The sequence below is a fragment of the Pseudomonas sp. MWU12-3088 genome, assembly GCF_023242405.1.
In the GTDB taxonomy this organism is placed as follows: Bacteria; Pseudomonadota; Gammaproteobacteria; order Pseudomonadales; family Pseudomonadaceae; genus Aquipseudomonas; species Aquipseudomonas kribbensis.
The window spans coordinates 168,519-184,711 of sequence record NZ_JALJEA010000011.1; the positions used below are offsets into that span (position 1 = coordinate 168,519).

Sequence of the window (16,193 nt, forward strand, 5' to 3'; positions counted from 1 at the left end):
TACAATTATGCAAGTTACTGATTTTTGAGTGGAACTTAACCGATTTTGGCCGGTCTTTAACTACTTCACAAAGGCCGCTTTTATGCAAAAGCGGCCTTTTTTGTGGGCGCAGAAAAGTTTTGTATCAGGCCGACTTGGCCATGATCAACCCCGTCTCGCTCGCCGCTTCCAAACGAATGGCGATGAACTTCGACGTCGGCGTATGGCTGCCGTCCCCGGTGCTTTCCAGCGGCACCAACGGATTCACCTCTGGATAGTAGGCAGCCGCCTGACCCGCCGGAATATCGAACGCCAGCAGCGTGAAGCCCTTCACCCGACGCTCGCGACCATCGTCCCACAGCGACACGATGTCTGCCTTCTGCCCCGGTTTGAAGCCCAGGCGAATGATGTCCGCTTCGTTGGCGAACAGCACGTCACGCTGTCCTTTCACGCCGCGATAACGGTCGTCGAGACCATAAATCGTGGTGTTGTACTGATCGTGAGAACGCATCGATTGCAGGATCAGGTCCGGCAGTTTGCCGGTGGCGCGGGTGCGCTCGTGAATCAGGTCTTTTGGCAGCATGTTCGGTTTGAAGTTGGCCCGGCCCGACGTGGTGTTCCACTTGCGCGCGCCGGCGCTGTTGCCGAGGTAGAAGCCGCCCGGGTTCTTGACCTTCTCGTTGAAGTCCTTGAAGCCGGGGATGGTGTCGGCGATCAGTTCGCGGATGCGTCGGTAGTCGGCCACCAGCCAGTTCCAGTCCACCGGTTTGTTGCCCAGTGTGGCGGCGGCGATGCCGGCGATGATCGACGGCTCCGAGCGCATCTGATTCGACAGCGGCTGCAACTGACCGTTGGAGGCGTGCACCATGCTGAACGAGTCTTCCACGGTGACGGCCTGCGGGCCTTCGGTCTGGATGTCGATGTCGGTACGACCCAGGCACGGCAGGATCAATGCGTCCTTGCCGTGGGCCAGGTGGCTGCGGTTGAGCTTGGTGCTGATCTGCACGGTCAGGTCGCAGTTGCGCAGGGCCTGGAAGGTGCGCGGGCTGTCCGGCGTGGCCTGGGCGAAGTTGCCGCCCAGACCGATGAACACCTTGGCGCGACCTTCGGCCATCGCGTGAATCGCTTCGACCACGTTGTGCCCGTTGTGGCGCGGGACTTTGAACTGGAAGCGCCGTTCCAGAGAATCGAGGAACGCTACCGGCGGACGCTCGTTGATGCCCATGGTGCGGTCGCCCTGCACGTTACTGTGGCCGCGCACCGGGCACAGACCGGCGCCGGGCTTGCCGATGTTGCCGCGCAGCAGCATCAGGTTGGCGATTTCCTGGATGGTCGGCACCGAGTGGCGGTGCTGGGTGATGCCCATCGCCCAGCACATGATCACGTTCTTGCCTTTGGCATACATGCGCGCCGCTTGCTCGATCTCGACCAGGGTCATGCCGGACTGCGCAACGATCTGCTCCCACGGCGTGTCATCGACGACGCCGAGGTACTCCAGCACGTTGACGCTGTGTTCATTGAGGAAGTCGTGATCGAACACTGCCGGTGCGCCGGCCTTCTGCGCATCGCGTTCCCATTGCAGCAGGAACTTGGCCATGCCACGCAGCACTGCCATGTCGCCACCGAGTGCCGGGCGGAAATAGGCGGTGTTGGTCGGTTTGTCACCGTTGGTGAGCATTTCGATCGGGTGCTGCGGGTGCTGGAAGCGTTCCAGACCGCGCTCTTTCAGCGGGTTGATGCAGACCACCTGAGCACCGCGTTTCACCGCTTCGCGCAGCGGTTCAAGCATGCGCGGATGGTTTGTCCCCGGGTTCTGGCCCCAGACGAAAATCGCATCGGCGTGTTCGAAGTCGTCGAAGGTCACGGTGCCTTTGCCGACGCCGACGCTTTGTGCGAGCGCCACACCGCTGGCCTCGTGGCACATGTTCGAGCAGTCGGGGAAGTTGTTGGTGCCGAAGGCGCGGACGAACAGTTGATACAGGTAGGCCGCTTCGTTGCTGGCGCGACCCGAGGTGTAGAACTCGGCCTGGTCCGGGCTCGACAACGCTTGCAGGTGTTTGCCGATCAGCGCGTAGGCATCGTCCCAACTGATCGGCTTGTAGCGATCGGTTTCGGCGTCATACACCACCGGCTCGGTCAGGCGACCTTGATACTCGAGCCAGTAGTCGCTCTGTTCCAGCAACGCGGTGACGCTGTGCTTGGCGAAGAATTTGCCGTCCACCCGACGCTTGGTCGCTTCCCAGTTCACCGCTTTGGCGCCGTTCTCGCAGAACTTGACCATGCCGCTTTCCGGCGAGTCGCCCCAAGCGCAGCCCGGGCAGTCGAAACCGCCGTTCTGGTTGGTCTTGAGCATCATGCGCAGGTTTTTCAGCGCGTTGTCGCTGGTCAACCAGGCCTGGGCCACGCTGATCAGTGCGCCCCAGCCGCCGGCGGCACCCTTGTAGGGCTTGTAGCGCGGGACGGGTTTCTGGTCGGCTTGATGGTGTTGGCTCACGGGTGTTTCTCCATTTCTGGGCTATACACCCGCGGCGCATTTTTCTGCGGCAGGTGGATGAGATTGAGGTTGTGCCGACGGGCCCACTGCACGGCGAGGCCGGTGGGCGCGGACAGACTGACGAGGGTCTGGATCCCGGCGCGCAGGACTTTCTGGATCAATTCGAGGCTGCAACGGCTGGTGACAATCGCCAGGCCGCCGCTTGTGGATATCTTTTGCCGGATCAGGCCACCGATCAGTTTGTCGAGAGCGTTGTGCCGGCCGATGTCTTCACGGCCCAGCAGCAATTCACCGCTGGCGTTCATGAACACCGCCGCGTGCACCGCGCCGCAATGCTGGCCAAGCGGCTGAAACGCGCCGATGCGCTGGCGCAGACCGTCGAGCCACTCGATCGGTGGCAAAGGCGCGCCGGGCAAGACCTTCAGGTCGGGCAACGCCTGTTCCACCGCCTCCACACCGCACAAACCGCAGCCGCTGGTGCCGGCCAGTTGCCGACGTTGTTGCTTGAGATTCCAGAACGCGCGATTGGCGATGGTCACCTGGGCGTACTGCGCCGAGCCCGAGCCGGTCAGTTGCAGGTCATAGATGTCGGTGGCGTCTTCGATGATGCCGCTGCCGAGGCTGAAGCCGACGATGAAGTCTTCGAGGTCGGTCGGTGTCACCAGCATCACGGCCTGGCTGATGCCGTTGTAGGCAATCGCCAGCGCGACTTCCTCGGCCAGCGCGGTGCTGGCCGACTCCGCCAGGGGCAGGTCGCTGTAGCTGTAGGTCTGACTGGCGGCGGGCGCGGGCGTTTCGAGTGCAGGCGCCGCGCAGGCCGGGCGCTTGGCGTTCATGGCATCACCGACGGATTGATCAACGTTAAGACTAGGCGCGGCAACTTGTCGCGTCTAATCGCTAGTGTCGATCTATCGATAGATGCCGTCGATCAAGCGACCGCTGGCGATTTCTGATACAGCGCGAAACAGGCCTCGGCCAGCGCCGAACGCGGGGCACCGCGACGCATGATCAGGCCCAGTCGGGCGAGGGTCTGGGCGTTTTCGATAGGCTGCAGCCGCAGGTGATCGGTGAGGCGTTCGAGGCCGCCGTCCAGCGGCATGATCGCGCAGCAGAATCCGCCGTGCACAGCTTGTAACAATTGATGCACGGCGTCGGTCTGCAACAGTGGCTGCGGTGTCAGGCCGCGACTATGGAAGTTGTGGTCGATGGACTGGCGAAAGTGCATGCCGCTGGTGAGCATGCCCAGCGGCAGTTCGATCAGCGCCTGCCAGCTCAGCGGTGCTTCGCCGAAACTGAAGGAGCGCTGATCGTAGAGCAGGCCCATGCGGGTTTCGTCGAAGGCCAGGGATTCGAAACGTTCGTTGTCGAGACGATCCAGATAGGACACGCCGATGTCGATCCGGTTGTCCGCCAGTTGTTCGAGGATCTGCTCGGAGCTCAGTGCCGACAGTTCGAAACGTAGCTCCGGGTGTGCAGCGTGCAGGCGTTGCATCAGCGGCAGCGGATCGAAACTCGACAGCGGCACCACCCCGAGGCGCAAGGTGCCGATCAGGTTGCCGCGACAGGCCGCCGCTTCCGCCTGCAAGCCGTCATAAGCCGCCAGCACGGTACGGGCCCAGGCCAGCACTCGTTCGCCTGGCGCGGTAAAACCTTCGAAGCGTTGACCGCGATTGACCAGCGGCAGATCGAGTTCTTCTTCGAGGCTGCGCAAGCGCATCGACAAGGTCGGCTGGGTGATGTGGCAGCGGGCGGCGGCCTGGCCGAAGTGGCGGGTTTCGTCGAGGGCGATGAGGAATTTCAGCTGCTTGATGTCCATCTTCGCTCCGGGGCGCTGGCAAGGGTGGGCGATTCTACCGCTTGTACGGGAGCAGGGTCATTGGTCGGGCCGGAACCGGTGGGGTTCGGGGTGGTCTAGGCTTGGGCGTCTGGAACTTAAATCAAGGAGTGTGCGCTATGAGTCTTTTGAGCTTTGTAAAAGAGGCGGGTGAGAAACTGATCGACCTGCTGACCCCCGGCAACGCCAATGCCAGCGAGCAGTTGAAGGAACACATCAGCAAGGTCGGGTTGGGTAACCCGAATGTCCAGGCCACCGTGGATGGCGACAAGGTGACGGTCACCGGCGAGGTGGCGAGCCAGGAAGAGAAAGAAAAGATTCTGCTGGCCGTCGGCAACATCGAAGGCGTGGGCAGTGTCGATGACCAGATCACCGTGACCGGGCCAGTGGTGGCCGCCGCACGTTTTGTGGTGGTGAAAAAGGGCGACACCCTCAGTGCGATTTCCCTGGCGGTGTATGGCAACGCCAATCAGTACAACAAGATCTTCGAGGCCAACAAGCCAATGCTCAAGGATGTGAACAAGATCTATCCGGGGCAGACGCTGCGTATTCCTGATTGACAACACACCTGCAGGAGCTGCTTCGGCAGCTCCTGCAACGTTCAGAGTCCGCTGATCAAATCCCGATAATCCTCGACCGCCGCAAATTCCGCCGTGTCCTTCGGCCCCTTGCGACTGTCCGGCTCCTTCACCGCCAGCAAATGCGCCACCCCGAAATTCCGTGCACTGCGCAGGATCGGTAAGGTGTCGTCGATGAACAGGCTGCGCGCCGGATCGAATCCGATATCGGCCTGCAAGGCGTCCCAGAACTGCGGGTTCTCCTTGGGGAATCCGTAATCGTGAGAGCTGATCAGCCGCTCGAAGTAGGGCGCCAGTTCAACCCGTTCCAGTTTCAGCGACAGCGAATCGCGGTGCGCATTGGTGATCATCACCACACGTTTGCCGGCCCGTTTGATCGCGGCGAGAAAAGTGTCGGCGTCGGGGCGCAACGCGATCAGGTGGGCGGTTTCCAGTTTCAGTTCACGCACCGACAGCTTCAGTTCCGCGCTCCAGAAGTCCAGGCAATACCACTGCAATTGACCGGCATGGCGCTCGAACAACGGCTGCAATTCCATTTCCGCCATGGCCCGGCTGACACCGTGCAGTTCGGCGTAGCGCTGTGGCAGGTGTTCCAGCCAGAAGTGGTTGTCGAAGTGCAGATCCAGCAACGTGCCGTCCATGTCCAGCAGAACGGTATCGATGTCGGACCACGGTAATGAAGGCATGGCAATGTCTCGAACGGTAGAAAGATATCCGACACAAACAATCGGAAAAGCCGCGTTATAGTAGCGCGTTCACGCCAAGGAGCTTTGCATGCGCCAGAAACCAACCGTACTCGCCCGGGAAATCGTCGCCACCAGCCGTCTGTTCTGCGTCGAAGAGCTGAAGCTGCGCTTTTCCAACGGCGTGGAGCGTACCTACGAGCGGCTGGTGGGCAAGGGCGCCGGTTATGGCGCGGTGATGATCGTGGCCATGCTCGATGCCGAACACGCGGTGCTGATCGAGGAATACTGCGGCGGTACCGACGAGTACGAACTGTCCCTGCCCAAAGGGTTGATCGAACCGGGCGAAGATGTGCTGGCGGCTGCCGAGCGTGAGCTCAAGGAAGAGGCAGGCTTTGGCGCACGGCAACTGGAGCACCTGACCGAGTTGTCGTTGTCCCCCGGTTACATGAGCCAGAAAATCCAGGTGGTGCTCGCCAGCGATCTGTACGAAGAGCGACTGGAAGGCGATGAACCGGAGCCGATGCGGGTGGACAAGGTCAATCTGCGGGATCTCTCTTCGTTGGCGCAAAATCCGCAATTTTCCGAAGGTCGTGCCCTGGCGGCGTTGTACCTGGCCCGCGATCTGCTGACCCAGCGCGGCGTTTTCCAGTCATGAGTGAGATGTCGATGAGTTTTCCCCATCCGATGATGGCGCCGGTGGTTGAGCTGGCGCTGCAGGCCGGCGAGGCGATCCTGCCGTTCTGGCGCGCCGATGTGGCGGTCACCGCCAAGTCCGATGATTCGCCGGTGACTGCTGCGGACCTCGCCGCGCACCATGTGATCGTTGCCGGCCTGACGGCGCTGGATCCGAGCATCCCGGTGTTGTCCGAAGAGGACGCCAACATCCCGCAAAGCGTGCGTGCCGGCTGGCAGCGCTGGTGGCTGGTGGATCCGCTGGATGGCACCAAGGAATTCATCAGCGGCAGCGAAGAGTTCACCGTCAACATTGCCCTGATCGAAAATGGCCGCGTGGTGTTCGGGGTGGTTTCGATGCCCACCAACGGGCGTTTCTACGTCGGCGGTGCCGGGCTCGGTGCATGGCGTGGCGACACAGGCGGCACGCCGGTGGCGATCAAGGTGCGCGACGTGCCTGGTCCTGGCGAAGCCTTCACCGTGGTTGCCAGCCGCCGTCATTCCAGCCCGCAACAGGAACGCTTGCTGGCCGGATTGAGCGCAAGCCTCGGCGAGTTGCAACTGGCCAACATCGGCAGTTCGCTGAAGTTCTGTCTGCTGGCCGAAGGTGCGGCGGACTGCTATCCGCGACTGGCGCCGACATCCCAATGGGACACGGCGGCGGCGCAAGGCGTGCTGGAAGGCGCGGGTGGCGAGGTGCTGGGGTTGAACGGTGAAGCCTTCTGCTACCCGGCGCGGGAATCACTGCTGAACGAGTTCTTCCTGGCGCTGCCGGCAAAAGCCGCATGGCGCGCGAAGCTGCTGGAACTGTCCCGCTCCTGAGTACCTTTCCACACCTCAGCGGTGCAGCACGTACTGCCCGCTGAAGGTCACCGCCTCCTCATCACTGCCCGCATTGACGATCCGCGTCTGCAGGGTCAATCGAGCCCGCCCGTAACGCTGATACATCGCCAGGAATTTCTTCCACACGGCCGCACTCGGCGCCGGGCAGATCGCGATGGCATCGCCGGTCACCGGCAGCGGATAACTGATCTGTCCTACCTGAATGACGATGTGCCCGTCGTCGATGCCTTCTTCCTTCAAGCGCAGATGCAGCCAGCCCCAGCCGGCCAGCACCGCGCCGCAATACAGACTGCCGCCGAACATGGTGCTCTTGTGATTGACGTTGGCCTCCAGCGGCAAGTGCAGGCGCAGTTGCTGTTCCTGCCAGTCGAGCACCTTGAGACCCATGTCCCGGGTCAGCGGGATGTCGTGATGGAGGACGGATTCCAGATATTGGCTGTCGTGCTTCATTCGGATTCGTCTCCATGGTTGCTGCTGTCGGCGAAGTTCAGACCGTGCTTGCGCAATTTGTCGTGCAGGGTCTTGCGCGGAATACCCAGGGCTTCGGCGAGGCTGCGCACCGAGCTGTGCGAGCGGGCCAGCTCGGCGGCGATCAAGGACTTCTCGAAATGTTCCACCTGTTCACTGAGGCCACCGCTGGTGACCTCGATGGTCGCGCTGCCGTCGTCGGGCTGAGAGTTGTCCAGAGCCAGTTCCAGGCCGAGGGCGAAACGCTCTGCCGCGTTCTGCAATTCCCGCACATTGCCCGGCCATGCGTGACGCAGCAGCAATGCCCGTTGCGCCGGTTGCAGTTCATGGGGCGGCAAACCGTGGCGAGCGCTGGCTTCGTCGGCATAGTGCTGGAACAGCACCAGCGCGTCTTCGCCCCGTTCACGCAGTGGCGGAATGCGCAGCGGTGCGACGTTGAGGCGGTAATACAAGTCCGCCCGGAACCGACCCTGATCGGCGGCCTGGCGCAGGTCTTCCTTGGTCGCGGCGATGACGCGGATGTCCAGCGGGATCAACTGATTGCCACCGAGGCGTTCGACGACTCGTTCCTGCAGCATGCGCAGCAGTTTTACCTGCACGTCCATGCTCATGCTTTCGATTTCATCGAGGAACAACGTGCCGCCATTGGCGAATTCGAACTTGCCGATCCGGCGCTTCTGCGCGCCAGTGAAGGCGCCAGGCTCATGACCGAACAACTCGCTTTCCACTACCGACTCAGCCAGTGCCCCGGCGTTGATCGCAACGAACGGGCCGTTACGCCGGCTCGACAGATCGTGCAGGGCTCGGGCGACGACTTCCTTGCCGGCACCGGTTTCGCCGAGGATGAGGACGTCAGCCTTGGTCGCGGCCAGCGCGCCGATCTGCTCGCGCAGGCGTGCCATCGGGGCCGAGTGGCCGACCAGTCGGGCGCTCAGTTCGTTGCGATCGCTCAGGGCCATGCGCAGGCTGCGGTTGTCCAGTACCAGACGGCGCAGGGCCAGTGCGCGGCGCACGCTGTCGAGCAGGGCGTCGCTGGCGAAAGGTTTTTCCAGAAAATCGTAGGCGCCGGCGCGCATGGCCTGCACGGCCAGCGGCACGTCGCCGTGGCCGGTGATCAGCAGCACGGGCAGCTCGGGATCCTGAGCGTGAAGTTCATGGAGCAACTCAAGACCATCCATGCCGGGCATACGGATGTCGCTGACCACCACCCCCGGCCAGTCACGCTCCAGTTGGGCGGCCAGACCCTTGGCTTCGGACAGCGGAAGGATTTTCAGGCCGGCCAGATCCAGCGTCTGGCCGAGGGCCTGACGCAGGTGCGGATCGTCGTCGATCAGCACCACCTGAATGCGGTTGTCGATGGTCATGCACTTCGATCCTCGGACGGTTGCAGGCTGACCCCGGGCGCGCCGGCGCGCAGCCGCAGGGTGATCAAGGCGCCGCCTTGCTTGTGGTTGGCGAACGACAGTTCACCGCCGAAGGCGCGCATCAGGGTTTCGCAAATGGCCAACCCCAGACCAAGCCCTTGTGTGCGGGTCTTGGTGGTGTAAAACGGTTCGCTGGCGCGGCCCAGCGCTTCCATGCAGAAGCCCGGCCCGTTGTCGCGGATGTACAGATTGACGCCCTCGCCGGTGGATTCGGCACTCAGCCACAATTTGCGCGGCGGACCTTTCTCGGTCAGGGCATCGAGGGCGTTGGCCAGCAGATTGCCGAGGACCTGACGCAGACGGGTTTCCCCGGCTTCGACCCACAAGGTTGCGGCGGGCAGGTCGCGGATCAGCTCGACGTCCATGCTGCGGCGACGTTTGGCCAGCAGCGCCAATGCATCGTCCAGCGCCGGTTGCAGGGCCACGCTTTCCGGGGCGTGGCGATCGCGACGGGCGAAGGCGCGCAGGTGAGCGATGATCGACGCCATGCGCCCGGTCAGTTCGCTGATCAACTTGAGGTTGCCGCGAGCGTCGTCGGTGCGCTGATGGTCAAGCAACACTTCGGCGTTTTCCGCGTAACTGCGGATCGCCGCCAGCGGCTGGTTGAGTTCGTGGCTGATGCTCGCCGACATCGTCCCGAGCGCCGACAGTTTGCCGGCCTGCACCAGATCGTCCTGGGCACGCACCAGTTCCTGCTGGGCCTGTTCGCGTTCCAGCACTTCCTGTTTCAGACGCCGGTTGAGCCCCTCCAGATCGCTGGTACGTTCGGCGACCCGGCCTTCGAGTTCCCGTCGCGCCTTGGCTTCGAAAGCGATCCGTTCCAGGTAATGGCGACGGCGCTGCATCATCAGACCGAGCAAAAGCATGACCACCAGCAACGTCGCACCGCCGACGGCCACCACAGTGCGCACCGGACGGTCAATCAGCGTGCGCGGAGCCAGGATGCTTACGCTCCAGCCGGTTTCTTCGATGTCCCGGGTCTGGGTCAGCCAGGCGGTCGGGCTGAGGTTCAATGGACGCGGCTCGCGGGTCGGATACGGCTGGATCGCGGTGATTGCCGAGCGTTCGTCGCCACTCAATGGGCGGGTCGAGCGGAAGCGCCATTCCGGACGCGACGTCAGGATGACCACGCCGTTGTGATCGGTCACCAACAGTTGCTCCGGGGTTTTGCCCCACAGACTTTCGGTGTGGTCGAGGTCGACCTTGATCACCAGCACGCCGATGATTTTTTCGCCATTGCGCACGGCCGCGGCGAAGAAGTAGCCGCGCTTGGCAGAGGTGGTGCCAAGGCCGAAGAAGCGACCCAGACGTCCGGCCATGGCTTCACTGAAATAAGGCCGGAACGAGAAATTGCGCCCGACGAAACTGTCGTGCTTGTCCCAGTTCGATGCGGCCAGTGTCCGGCCGGTGGTGTCCATCAGGTACATGACTTCGGCGCCGGTCTGGGCAGCGATGTTTTTCAACAGGCGGTTGGCGTTGCCCTGGGTGACGCCGTCGTCCGGCGCACCGATGATCGCCCGCAGGGCCGGCAGATCCCCGAGGATCTGCGGCAGCACTTCGTAGCGATGCAGGGTACCCAGCAGGTTGGCGACGTAGAGGTCGAGCGTCTGGCGGTTCTGCCCGATCAGCTCGCTGCGGTAGTAGCGCTCGGCCAGATGCTCCAGCGGCCACAGCAGCGGGGCCAGGCACAGGGCCAGCAGGGCGAGGCTACGCCAGCGGGGGCGGCGGGGAAGGGTCGGAGTCATGAGCATCGGGCGCCTGTGGATACAGGCGCATTATGCCTAGGCTTGGGGCACTTCAGGAAAAGACGTCGGCATCCTTGAGCAAGGCCGCTGCCTGATCCTTGGCGGACAGTTTCGGTGCTTCGTCCAGCTGCCAGTCGATGCCCAGATCCGGGTCGTCCCAGCGAATGCTGCGCTCGGCCGACGGGGTGTAGTAGTCAGTGGTCTTGTAGAGGAATTCAGCGAATTCGCTCAGTACCACGAAACCGTGGGCGAAGCCTTCCGGTACCCACAACTGACGGTGATTGTCGGCGGACAGACGTACGGCAACCCATTTGCCGAAGTGCGGCGAGCTGCGGCGGATATCGACGGCCACGTCGAGCACTTCACCGGCCGTGACGCGGACCAGCTTGCCCTGGGTGTTTTCCAGCTGGTAATGCAAACCACGCAGGACGCCCTTTTGCGAGCGTGAGTGGTTGTCCTGGACAAATTGCGGGGTCAGTCCAGTTGCCTCCTGAAAAGTCTTGGCGTTGAAGCTTTCGTAAAAGAAACCGCGTTCGTCACCAAATACCTTGGGTTCGATGATCAGAACACCAGGCAGGTCGGTGGTGATTACATTCATGAAAATTTTCCAGTGGCTGGTGTGGATGGCCGACATTCTTGCGCAAAGTGCCGATGGGTGCGAGTGCAGACTTGCAAATACGCCCGTCGCACAGCGCACGGGGGACGGATGGTCGGGGGGTTGCTTATCACCCGAAGCAGTGGCGATATAGGCGCCTAATAAAATTTCAGGGGTCGTTCCATGTCGTTCGCCACGTTGATTCACCGCGCCAGTCTTCCAGGCCCACAGGTCACTGCTGAGCAGGCCTTGCGGGTACTGTCGCAGCATTACGGGTTGAGCGGCGCGTTACAGGCGCTGGGCAGTCAGCAGGACCTCAACTATCGCGTGGACAGTGAGCGTGGGCGGTTCGTGCTGAAGATCTGCCGGGGCGACTATTCACTGGTGGAGTTGCAGGCCCAGCACGCCGGCCTGAAGTATCTGGCCGAGCATTGCGATGTCCACGTTCCCCGGGTCATCCCGGCCAACGACGGCCAGGATCTGTTGTCGCTGGAGATCGGCGGTGAAGCGGTGCACGTGCGGTTGCTCGATTACATCGAAGGTCAGCCGCTGACCGCGCTCGATCATCTTGGCCACGAAGTCGTTGCCGGATTCGGCCAGCTCTGCGGCGAGATGGACCTGGCCCTGGCCGGGTTCGACCATCCGGGACTCGAGCGCACCTTGCAGTGGGACGCGCGCCACGCCAGTGCGTTGATCGAGCATCTGTTGCCGGTGATCAAGGATCAGCACCAGCGCGCATTGATCGCCGAGGCCGCCGAACAGGCCCGTCGCCGACTGCAACCGTTGCTGGAAAAGCTGCCGGTGCAGGCGATCCACATGGACATCACCGACGACAACGTGGTCTGGCAGCGTGATGCCCGGCGGCACTGGCAGTTGCAGGGCGTCATCGATTTCGGCGATCTGGTCCGGACCTGGCGCATCACTGATCTGTCGGTCACCTGTGCCGCGTTGCTGCATCACGCCGGGGGCGATCCGTTCGTGATCCTGCCGGCGGTGCAGGCCTATCACGCGGTCAATCCGCTGCAACACGAGGAGCTGCTGGCACTGTGGCCGCTGATCGTGGCGCGGGCGGCGGTGCTGGTGCTCAGTGGCGAGCAACAGGTCAGCATCGATCCGGACAATAGCTACAGTCGCGACAACCTCACCCATGAGTGGGAAATCTTCCGGGTCGCCACGTCGGTGCCGCTGGCGCTGATGGAAGCGGCGATTATCTCGGCGGTCGGGCAGGCATTGCCGGCCATCGACAGCGAAGGCTTCGCGCCGTTGTTGCCGGGTCTGGTCGGGCGCGAGTTCGCGCTGATTGATCTGGGTGTGTTGAGCGCGCATTTCGAGGCGGGTAACTGGGAACAGCCAGGCATCGATCAGCGCCTGTTGAATGAAGCCGCCGCGATTCATGGTCTGGCTGCCAGTCGATACGGGCAATACCGTTTGTCCTGCACCCGGCCTGACAGCGCCGAGGAGCCAGAAACATTTCCGCTGCACGTCGAGTTGCGCGTACCTCAGGGTACGGCGGTGGAAGCGCCGTTTGCGGGTGTGCTGCGCCAGTCGGCCGACGGCGCGCTGCGACTTGACGGCCCGCAACTGAGCCTGCGTCTGTGGGGCGTAACGCCGTCGTTGCAGGGCGGCGCGGCGCTGCTCAAAGGCCAGGTGCTGGGTTCGGTGGACGGGCCGCTGATTGTGCAACTGATCCGCGATGCGAATCTGGAGGCGCCGCTGTTTTGTACGCCGACCCGCGCGCCGGCGTGGCAGGCGCTGTCACCATCGCCGGCAGCACTGCTGGGCCTGGCCTGCGACGCCGAGCCGGAGCTGGACGCGAAAACCCTGCTGGCCCGCCGCGACGCCAGTTTCGCCCGTACTCAAAAACACTATTACGTCGACCCGCCGCGTATCGAACGCGGCTGGCGCAATCACCTGATCGACATGCAGGGCCGCTCCTACCTCGACATGCTCAACAACGTCGCGGTGCTCGGGCATGGTCATCCGCGCATGGCGGCGGTCGCGAGCCGGCAGTGGTCGTTGCTCAACACCAATTCGCGCTTCAACTACGCGGCGGTCGCCGAGTTTTCCGAACGTTTGCTGAAACTGGCGCCGGAAGGCATGGACCGGGTGTTCCTGGTCAACAGCGGCAGCGAGGCCAACGATCTGGCGATCCGTCTGGCCTGGGCCTACAGCGGCGGTCGCGACATGCTCAGTGTGCTGGAGGCCTATCACGGCTGGACGGTCGGCGCGGACGCGGTTTCGACGTCGATTGCCGATAACCCGCAAGCCCTGAGCAGCCGTCCGGACTGGGTGCACCCGGTGACTGCGCCGAACATCTATCGCGGCGAATTCCGTGGCCTCGATTCGGCGCCGGACTATGTGCGCAGCGTTGAACACAACCTGGCCAAGATCGACGAACAGAAACGGCAACTGGCCGGGTTCATCTGCGAGCCGGTCTACGGCAATGCGGGCGGGATTTCGCTGCCGCCGGGCTACCTGAAAAAGGTTTATGAACTGGTGCGCGCTCGGGGCGGGGTGTGCATCGCCGACGAGGTGCAAGTCGGATACGGGCGCATGGGCCACTTCTTCTGGGGCTTCGAAGAGCAGGGCGTGGTGCCGGACATCATCACCATGGCCAAAGGGATGGGCAACGGCCAGCCGCTGGGCGCGGTGATCACTCGTCGGGAAATCGCCGAAGCGCTTGAGGCTGAGGGTTACTTCTTCTCGTCCGCCGGCGGCAGCCCGGTGAGCTGCCAGATCGGCATGGCGGTGCTCGATGTCATGGAAGAAGAAAAGCTCTGGGAAAACGCTCAGGTCGTCGGCGGGCACTTCAAGCAGCGGCTGGAGGCGTTGATCGATAAACATCCGCTGGTCGGCGCGGTACATGGCTCGGGGTTCTATCTGGGGGTCGAACTGATCCGCAATCGGCAGACCCTGGAGCCGGCGACCGAAGAAACCACGTTGCTTTGCGATCGCCTGCGGGAGCTGGGGATTTTCATGCAGCCGACCGGCGATGACCTGAACATCCTCAAGATCAAACCGCCGATGGTCACTTCACGGCAGAGTGTGGATTTCTTTGTCGACATGCTGTCGAAGGTGCTGGAAGAAGGCCTCTGAGCCTGTGGCAGTCCGATTAATACCGATTTCTATCGGTATTAATCGGCAAAAACAAAAAACGGTATTTGTTTTTAGCTTTTAAAGTCGATATTTATCGTTTATAAAGTCGCCATCGTCCGTCGTCCAAACCTGTTCGGCGCGTTGAACAACCTCGACCGTTCCCTGGAGTCCTGATCGACATGACCACCTTGAAAAGTACCCCACGCGCCGATGGCTTCTACATGCCGGCCGAATGGGCGCCGCAAACCCAGACCTGGATGATCTGGCCCGAGCGTCCGGACAACTGGCGTCTGGGCGGCAAGCCGGCGCAGGCCGCACACGCCGCCGTGGCCAAGGCCATCGCGCGTTTCGAACCGGTGACCGTGGCGGTATCCGCCGGCCAGTACGAAAACGCTCGCGCGCGCCTCGATGTGCCGAATATCCGCGTGGTCGAGATGTCCAGCGATGACGCCTGGGTCCGCGACAGCGGCCCGACCTTCGTGATCAACAACAGCGGCGAAGTGCGCGGTGTGAACTGGGACTTCAACGCCTGGGGTGGCTTTGACGGCGGTCTGTATTCGCCGTGGAACCGCGATTCCCAGGTCGGCGGCAAGATCCTCGAGATCGAGCGCAGCCCGCGCTACCGCACCGAAGGCTTCGTGCTGGAAGGCGGCTCGATTCACGTCGACGGCGAAGGCACGCTGATCACCACCGAAGAATGCCTGCTCAACCGCAATCGCAACCCGCACCTGAATCGCGAAGAAATTGAAGCGGTGCTGCGCGACAACCTGTCGGTGGACAAGATCATCTGGCTGCCGGACGGCCTGTTCAACGACGAAACCGACGGCCATGTGGATAACTTCTGCTGCTACGTGCGTCCGGGTGAAGTGCTGCTGGCGTGGACCGACGATCCGCAGGATCCGAACTACCCGCGCTGCCAGGCCGCGATGAAAGTGCTGGAAAGCAGCACCGACGCCAAGGCTCGCCCGTTCACGGTGCACAAGATGCCGATCCCGGGGCCGCTGTTTGCCACCGAAGAAGAGTGCGCGGGCGTGGATCCGGTGGACGGCACTCAGGAGCGCAACCCGAGCGTGCGTCTGGCCGGTTCCTACGTGAACTTCCTGATCGTCAACGGCGGCATCATCGCGCCAAGCTTCGACGATCCGATGGACGCGCCAGCCCGGGAGATCCTGCAGAAGCTGTTCCCGCAGCACGAAGTGGTGATGGTGCCGGGTCGTGAACTGTTACTGGGGGGCGGCAATATTCACTGCCTTACCCAACAGCAACCCGCGCCGCACAAAGAGTGAGTGCGGATGTAACAGCTTGAGTTGATTGGAAAATCGACCGGGCAGTCATTTGCTGCCCACGCTTGAAGAGAAACCCGCAGCCCGTCAGGACTGCGGGTTTCTTTATGTCCGCCGGTCGACAATTTCATTACGTTGGCATAGCTCTTGTATCGCTCATGACGCACTAGGGAGGGGGGAGAACTTCAACAGTTCTGTCATAAACCTTGGATAACTTAGCCGCTCACGAACGGGGAGAGAGCGCTGAAATGAACGCCGAAGTGAACGTAATCAGCGAGCGGACGTTGCATCCCATGGCGGTAAATAGTGAGTCGCTCCAGATTGTCGCGCACTGGTTGAAGTCCAATGGAACGCGTCAGATCAGGGAACCTGATTCGCGCCGGATGATGATCGAGCGTTACCCCGCTGGCCTGTTCAGCGAGGCCGAACTGGATGCACTTTGGGATGTGATGGAAGGATAAGAAGAACAAACAAGGATTGTAAAAAGCGCTGCCGG

14 protein-coding genes are annotated in these 16,193 nt (G+C 62.4%); 6 read left to right on the top strand and 8 right to left on the bottom strand.

The features are described 5' to 3' along the window. Nucleotides 1-124 precede the first annotated feature (124 nt). The 3 genes from M5B98_RS23550 to M5B98_RS23560 form a co-directional block, all read right to left on the bottom strand. On the bottom strand, nucleotides 125-2,473 hold the full coding sequence (locus M5B98_RS23550; protein WP_248744141.1) for an FdhF/YdeP family oxidoreductase: 2,349 nt from the start codon (nucleotides 2,471-2,473) through the stop codon (nucleotides 125-127). After that, nucleotides 2,470-3,309, bottom strand: coding sequence for a formate dehydrogenase accessory sulfurtransferase FdhD (fdhD, locus tag M5B98_RS23555; RefSeq protein ID WP_248744142.1), 840 nt, complete (start codon nucleotides 3,307-3,309; stop codon nucleotides 2,470-2,472). The genes M5B98_RS23550 and fdhD overlap by 4 nt, the downstream gene beginning before the upstream one ends. A 92-nt stretch (nucleotides 3,310-3,401) precedes the next feature. Next, nucleotides 3,402-4,289, bottom strand: coding sequence for a LysR family transcriptional regulator (locus tag M5B98_RS23560; RefSeq protein WP_248744143.1), 888 nt, complete (start codon nucleotides 4,287-4,289; stop codon nucleotides 3,402-3,404). 137 nt (nucleotides 4,290-4,426) lie between these two features. On the opposite strand from M5B98_RS23560, the gene lysM reads away from it, so the two are divergent. Then, nucleotides 4,427-4,867, top strand: a complete 441-nt coding sequence (gene lysM / locus M5B98_RS23565) for a peptidoglycan-binding protein LysM (RefSeq protein ID WP_065257779.1) — start codon at nucleotides 4,427-4,429, stop codon at nucleotides 4,865-4,867. Nucleotides 4,868-4,908: 41 nt separating this feature from the next. On the opposite strand, the gene yrfG is transcribed toward lysM, so the two are convergent. Then, the gene (yrfG, locus tag M5B98_RS23570) at nucleotides 4,909-5,571 is read right to left on the bottom strand and encodes a GMP/IMP nucleotidase (protein WP_248744144.1); all 663 of its coding nucleotides are present in this window, start codon (nucleotides 5,569-5,571) and stop codon (nucleotides 4,909-4,911) included. Between the two features lie 88 nt (nucleotides 5,572-5,659). On the opposite strand from yrfG, the gene nudE reads away from it, so the two are divergent. After that, nucleotides 5,660-6,226: an ADP compounds hydrolase NudE gene (nudE, locus tag M5B98_RS23575; RefSeq protein WP_248744145.1), complete on the top strand. Its 567-nt coding sequence runs from the start codon at nucleotides 5,660-5,662 to the stop codon at nucleotides 6,224-6,226. A 5-nt stretch (nucleotides 6,227-6,231) separates the two neighbouring features. After that, nucleotides 6,232-7,065 (top strand): 3'(2'),5'-bisphosphate nucleotidase CysQ, encoded by an 834-nt coding sequence (gene cysQ, locus M5B98_RS23580; protein WP_248744197.1) that lies wholly within the window; start codon nucleotides 6,232-6,234, stop codon nucleotides 7,063-7,065. Nucleotides 7,066-7,080: 15 nt separating this feature from the next. Here cysQ and M5B98_RS23585 read toward each other — a convergent pair whose 3' ends face one another. From M5B98_RS23585 to rfbC, 4 genes are read right to left on the bottom strand one after another with little or no spacing between them, the layout of a single operon-like run. Next, nucleotides 7,081-7,536 carry a thioesterase domain-containing protein gene (locus M5B98_RS23585; RefSeq protein WP_248744146.1) on the bottom strand — a complete coding sequence of 152 codons (456 nt, stop codon included), beginning with the start codon at nucleotides 7,534-7,536 and terminating at the stop codon, nucleotides 7,081-7,083. Beyond that, a complete protein-coding gene (locus tag M5B98_RS23590; RefSeq protein WP_248744147.1) occupies nucleotides 7,533-8,918 on the bottom strand; it encodes a sigma-54-dependent transcriptional regulator in 1,386 nt (461 codons plus the stop codon). Before M5B98_RS23590 ends, M5B98_RS23585 begins: the two co-directional genes overlap by 4 nt. Continuing rightward, the gene (locus M5B98_RS23595) at nucleotides 8,915-10,723 is read right to left on the bottom strand and encodes a sensor histidine kinase (RefSeq protein ID WP_248744148.1); all 1,809 of its coding nucleotides are present in this window, start codon (nucleotides 10,721-10,723) and stop codon (nucleotides 8,915-8,917) included. The genes M5B98_RS23590 and M5B98_RS23595 overlap by 4 nt, the downstream gene beginning before the upstream one ends. 52 nt (nucleotides 10,724-10,775) lie before the next feature. Beyond that, nucleotides 10,776-11,321, bottom strand: a complete 546-nt coding sequence (rfbC, locus tag M5B98_RS23600) for a dTDP-4-dehydrorhamnose 3,5-epimerase (protein ID WP_248744149.1) — start codon at nucleotides 11,319-11,321, stop codon at nucleotides 10,776-10,778. Nucleotides 11,322-11,501: 180 nt separating this feature from the next. Between rfbC and M5B98_RS23605 the strand changes: the two genes are divergently transcribed. The 3 genes from M5B98_RS23605 (at nucleotide 11,502) to M5B98_RS23615 (ending at nucleotide 16,158) form a co-directional block, all read left to right on the top strand. Then, the gene (locus M5B98_RS23605) at nucleotides 11,502-14,414 is read left to right on the top strand and encodes an aminotransferase (RefSeq protein ID WP_248744150.1); all 2,913 of its coding nucleotides are present in this window, start codon (nucleotides 11,502-11,504) and stop codon (nucleotides 14,412-14,414) included. A 179-nt stretch (nucleotides 14,415-14,593) separates the two neighbouring features. After that, entirely contained in the window at nucleotides 14,594-15,700 is a 1,107-nt protein-coding gene (aguA, locus tag M5B98_RS23610; RefSeq protein ID WP_248744151.1) for an agmatine deiminase, read from the top strand. A gap of 245 nt (nucleotides 15,701-15,945) precedes the next feature. After that, nucleotides 15,946-16,158: a hypothetical protein gene (locus tag M5B98_RS23615; RefSeq protein ID WP_248744152.1), complete on the top strand. Its 213-nt coding sequence runs from the start codon at nucleotides 15,946-15,948 to the stop codon at nucleotides 16,156-16,158. Nucleotides 16,159-16,193: the final 35 nt, after the last annotated feature.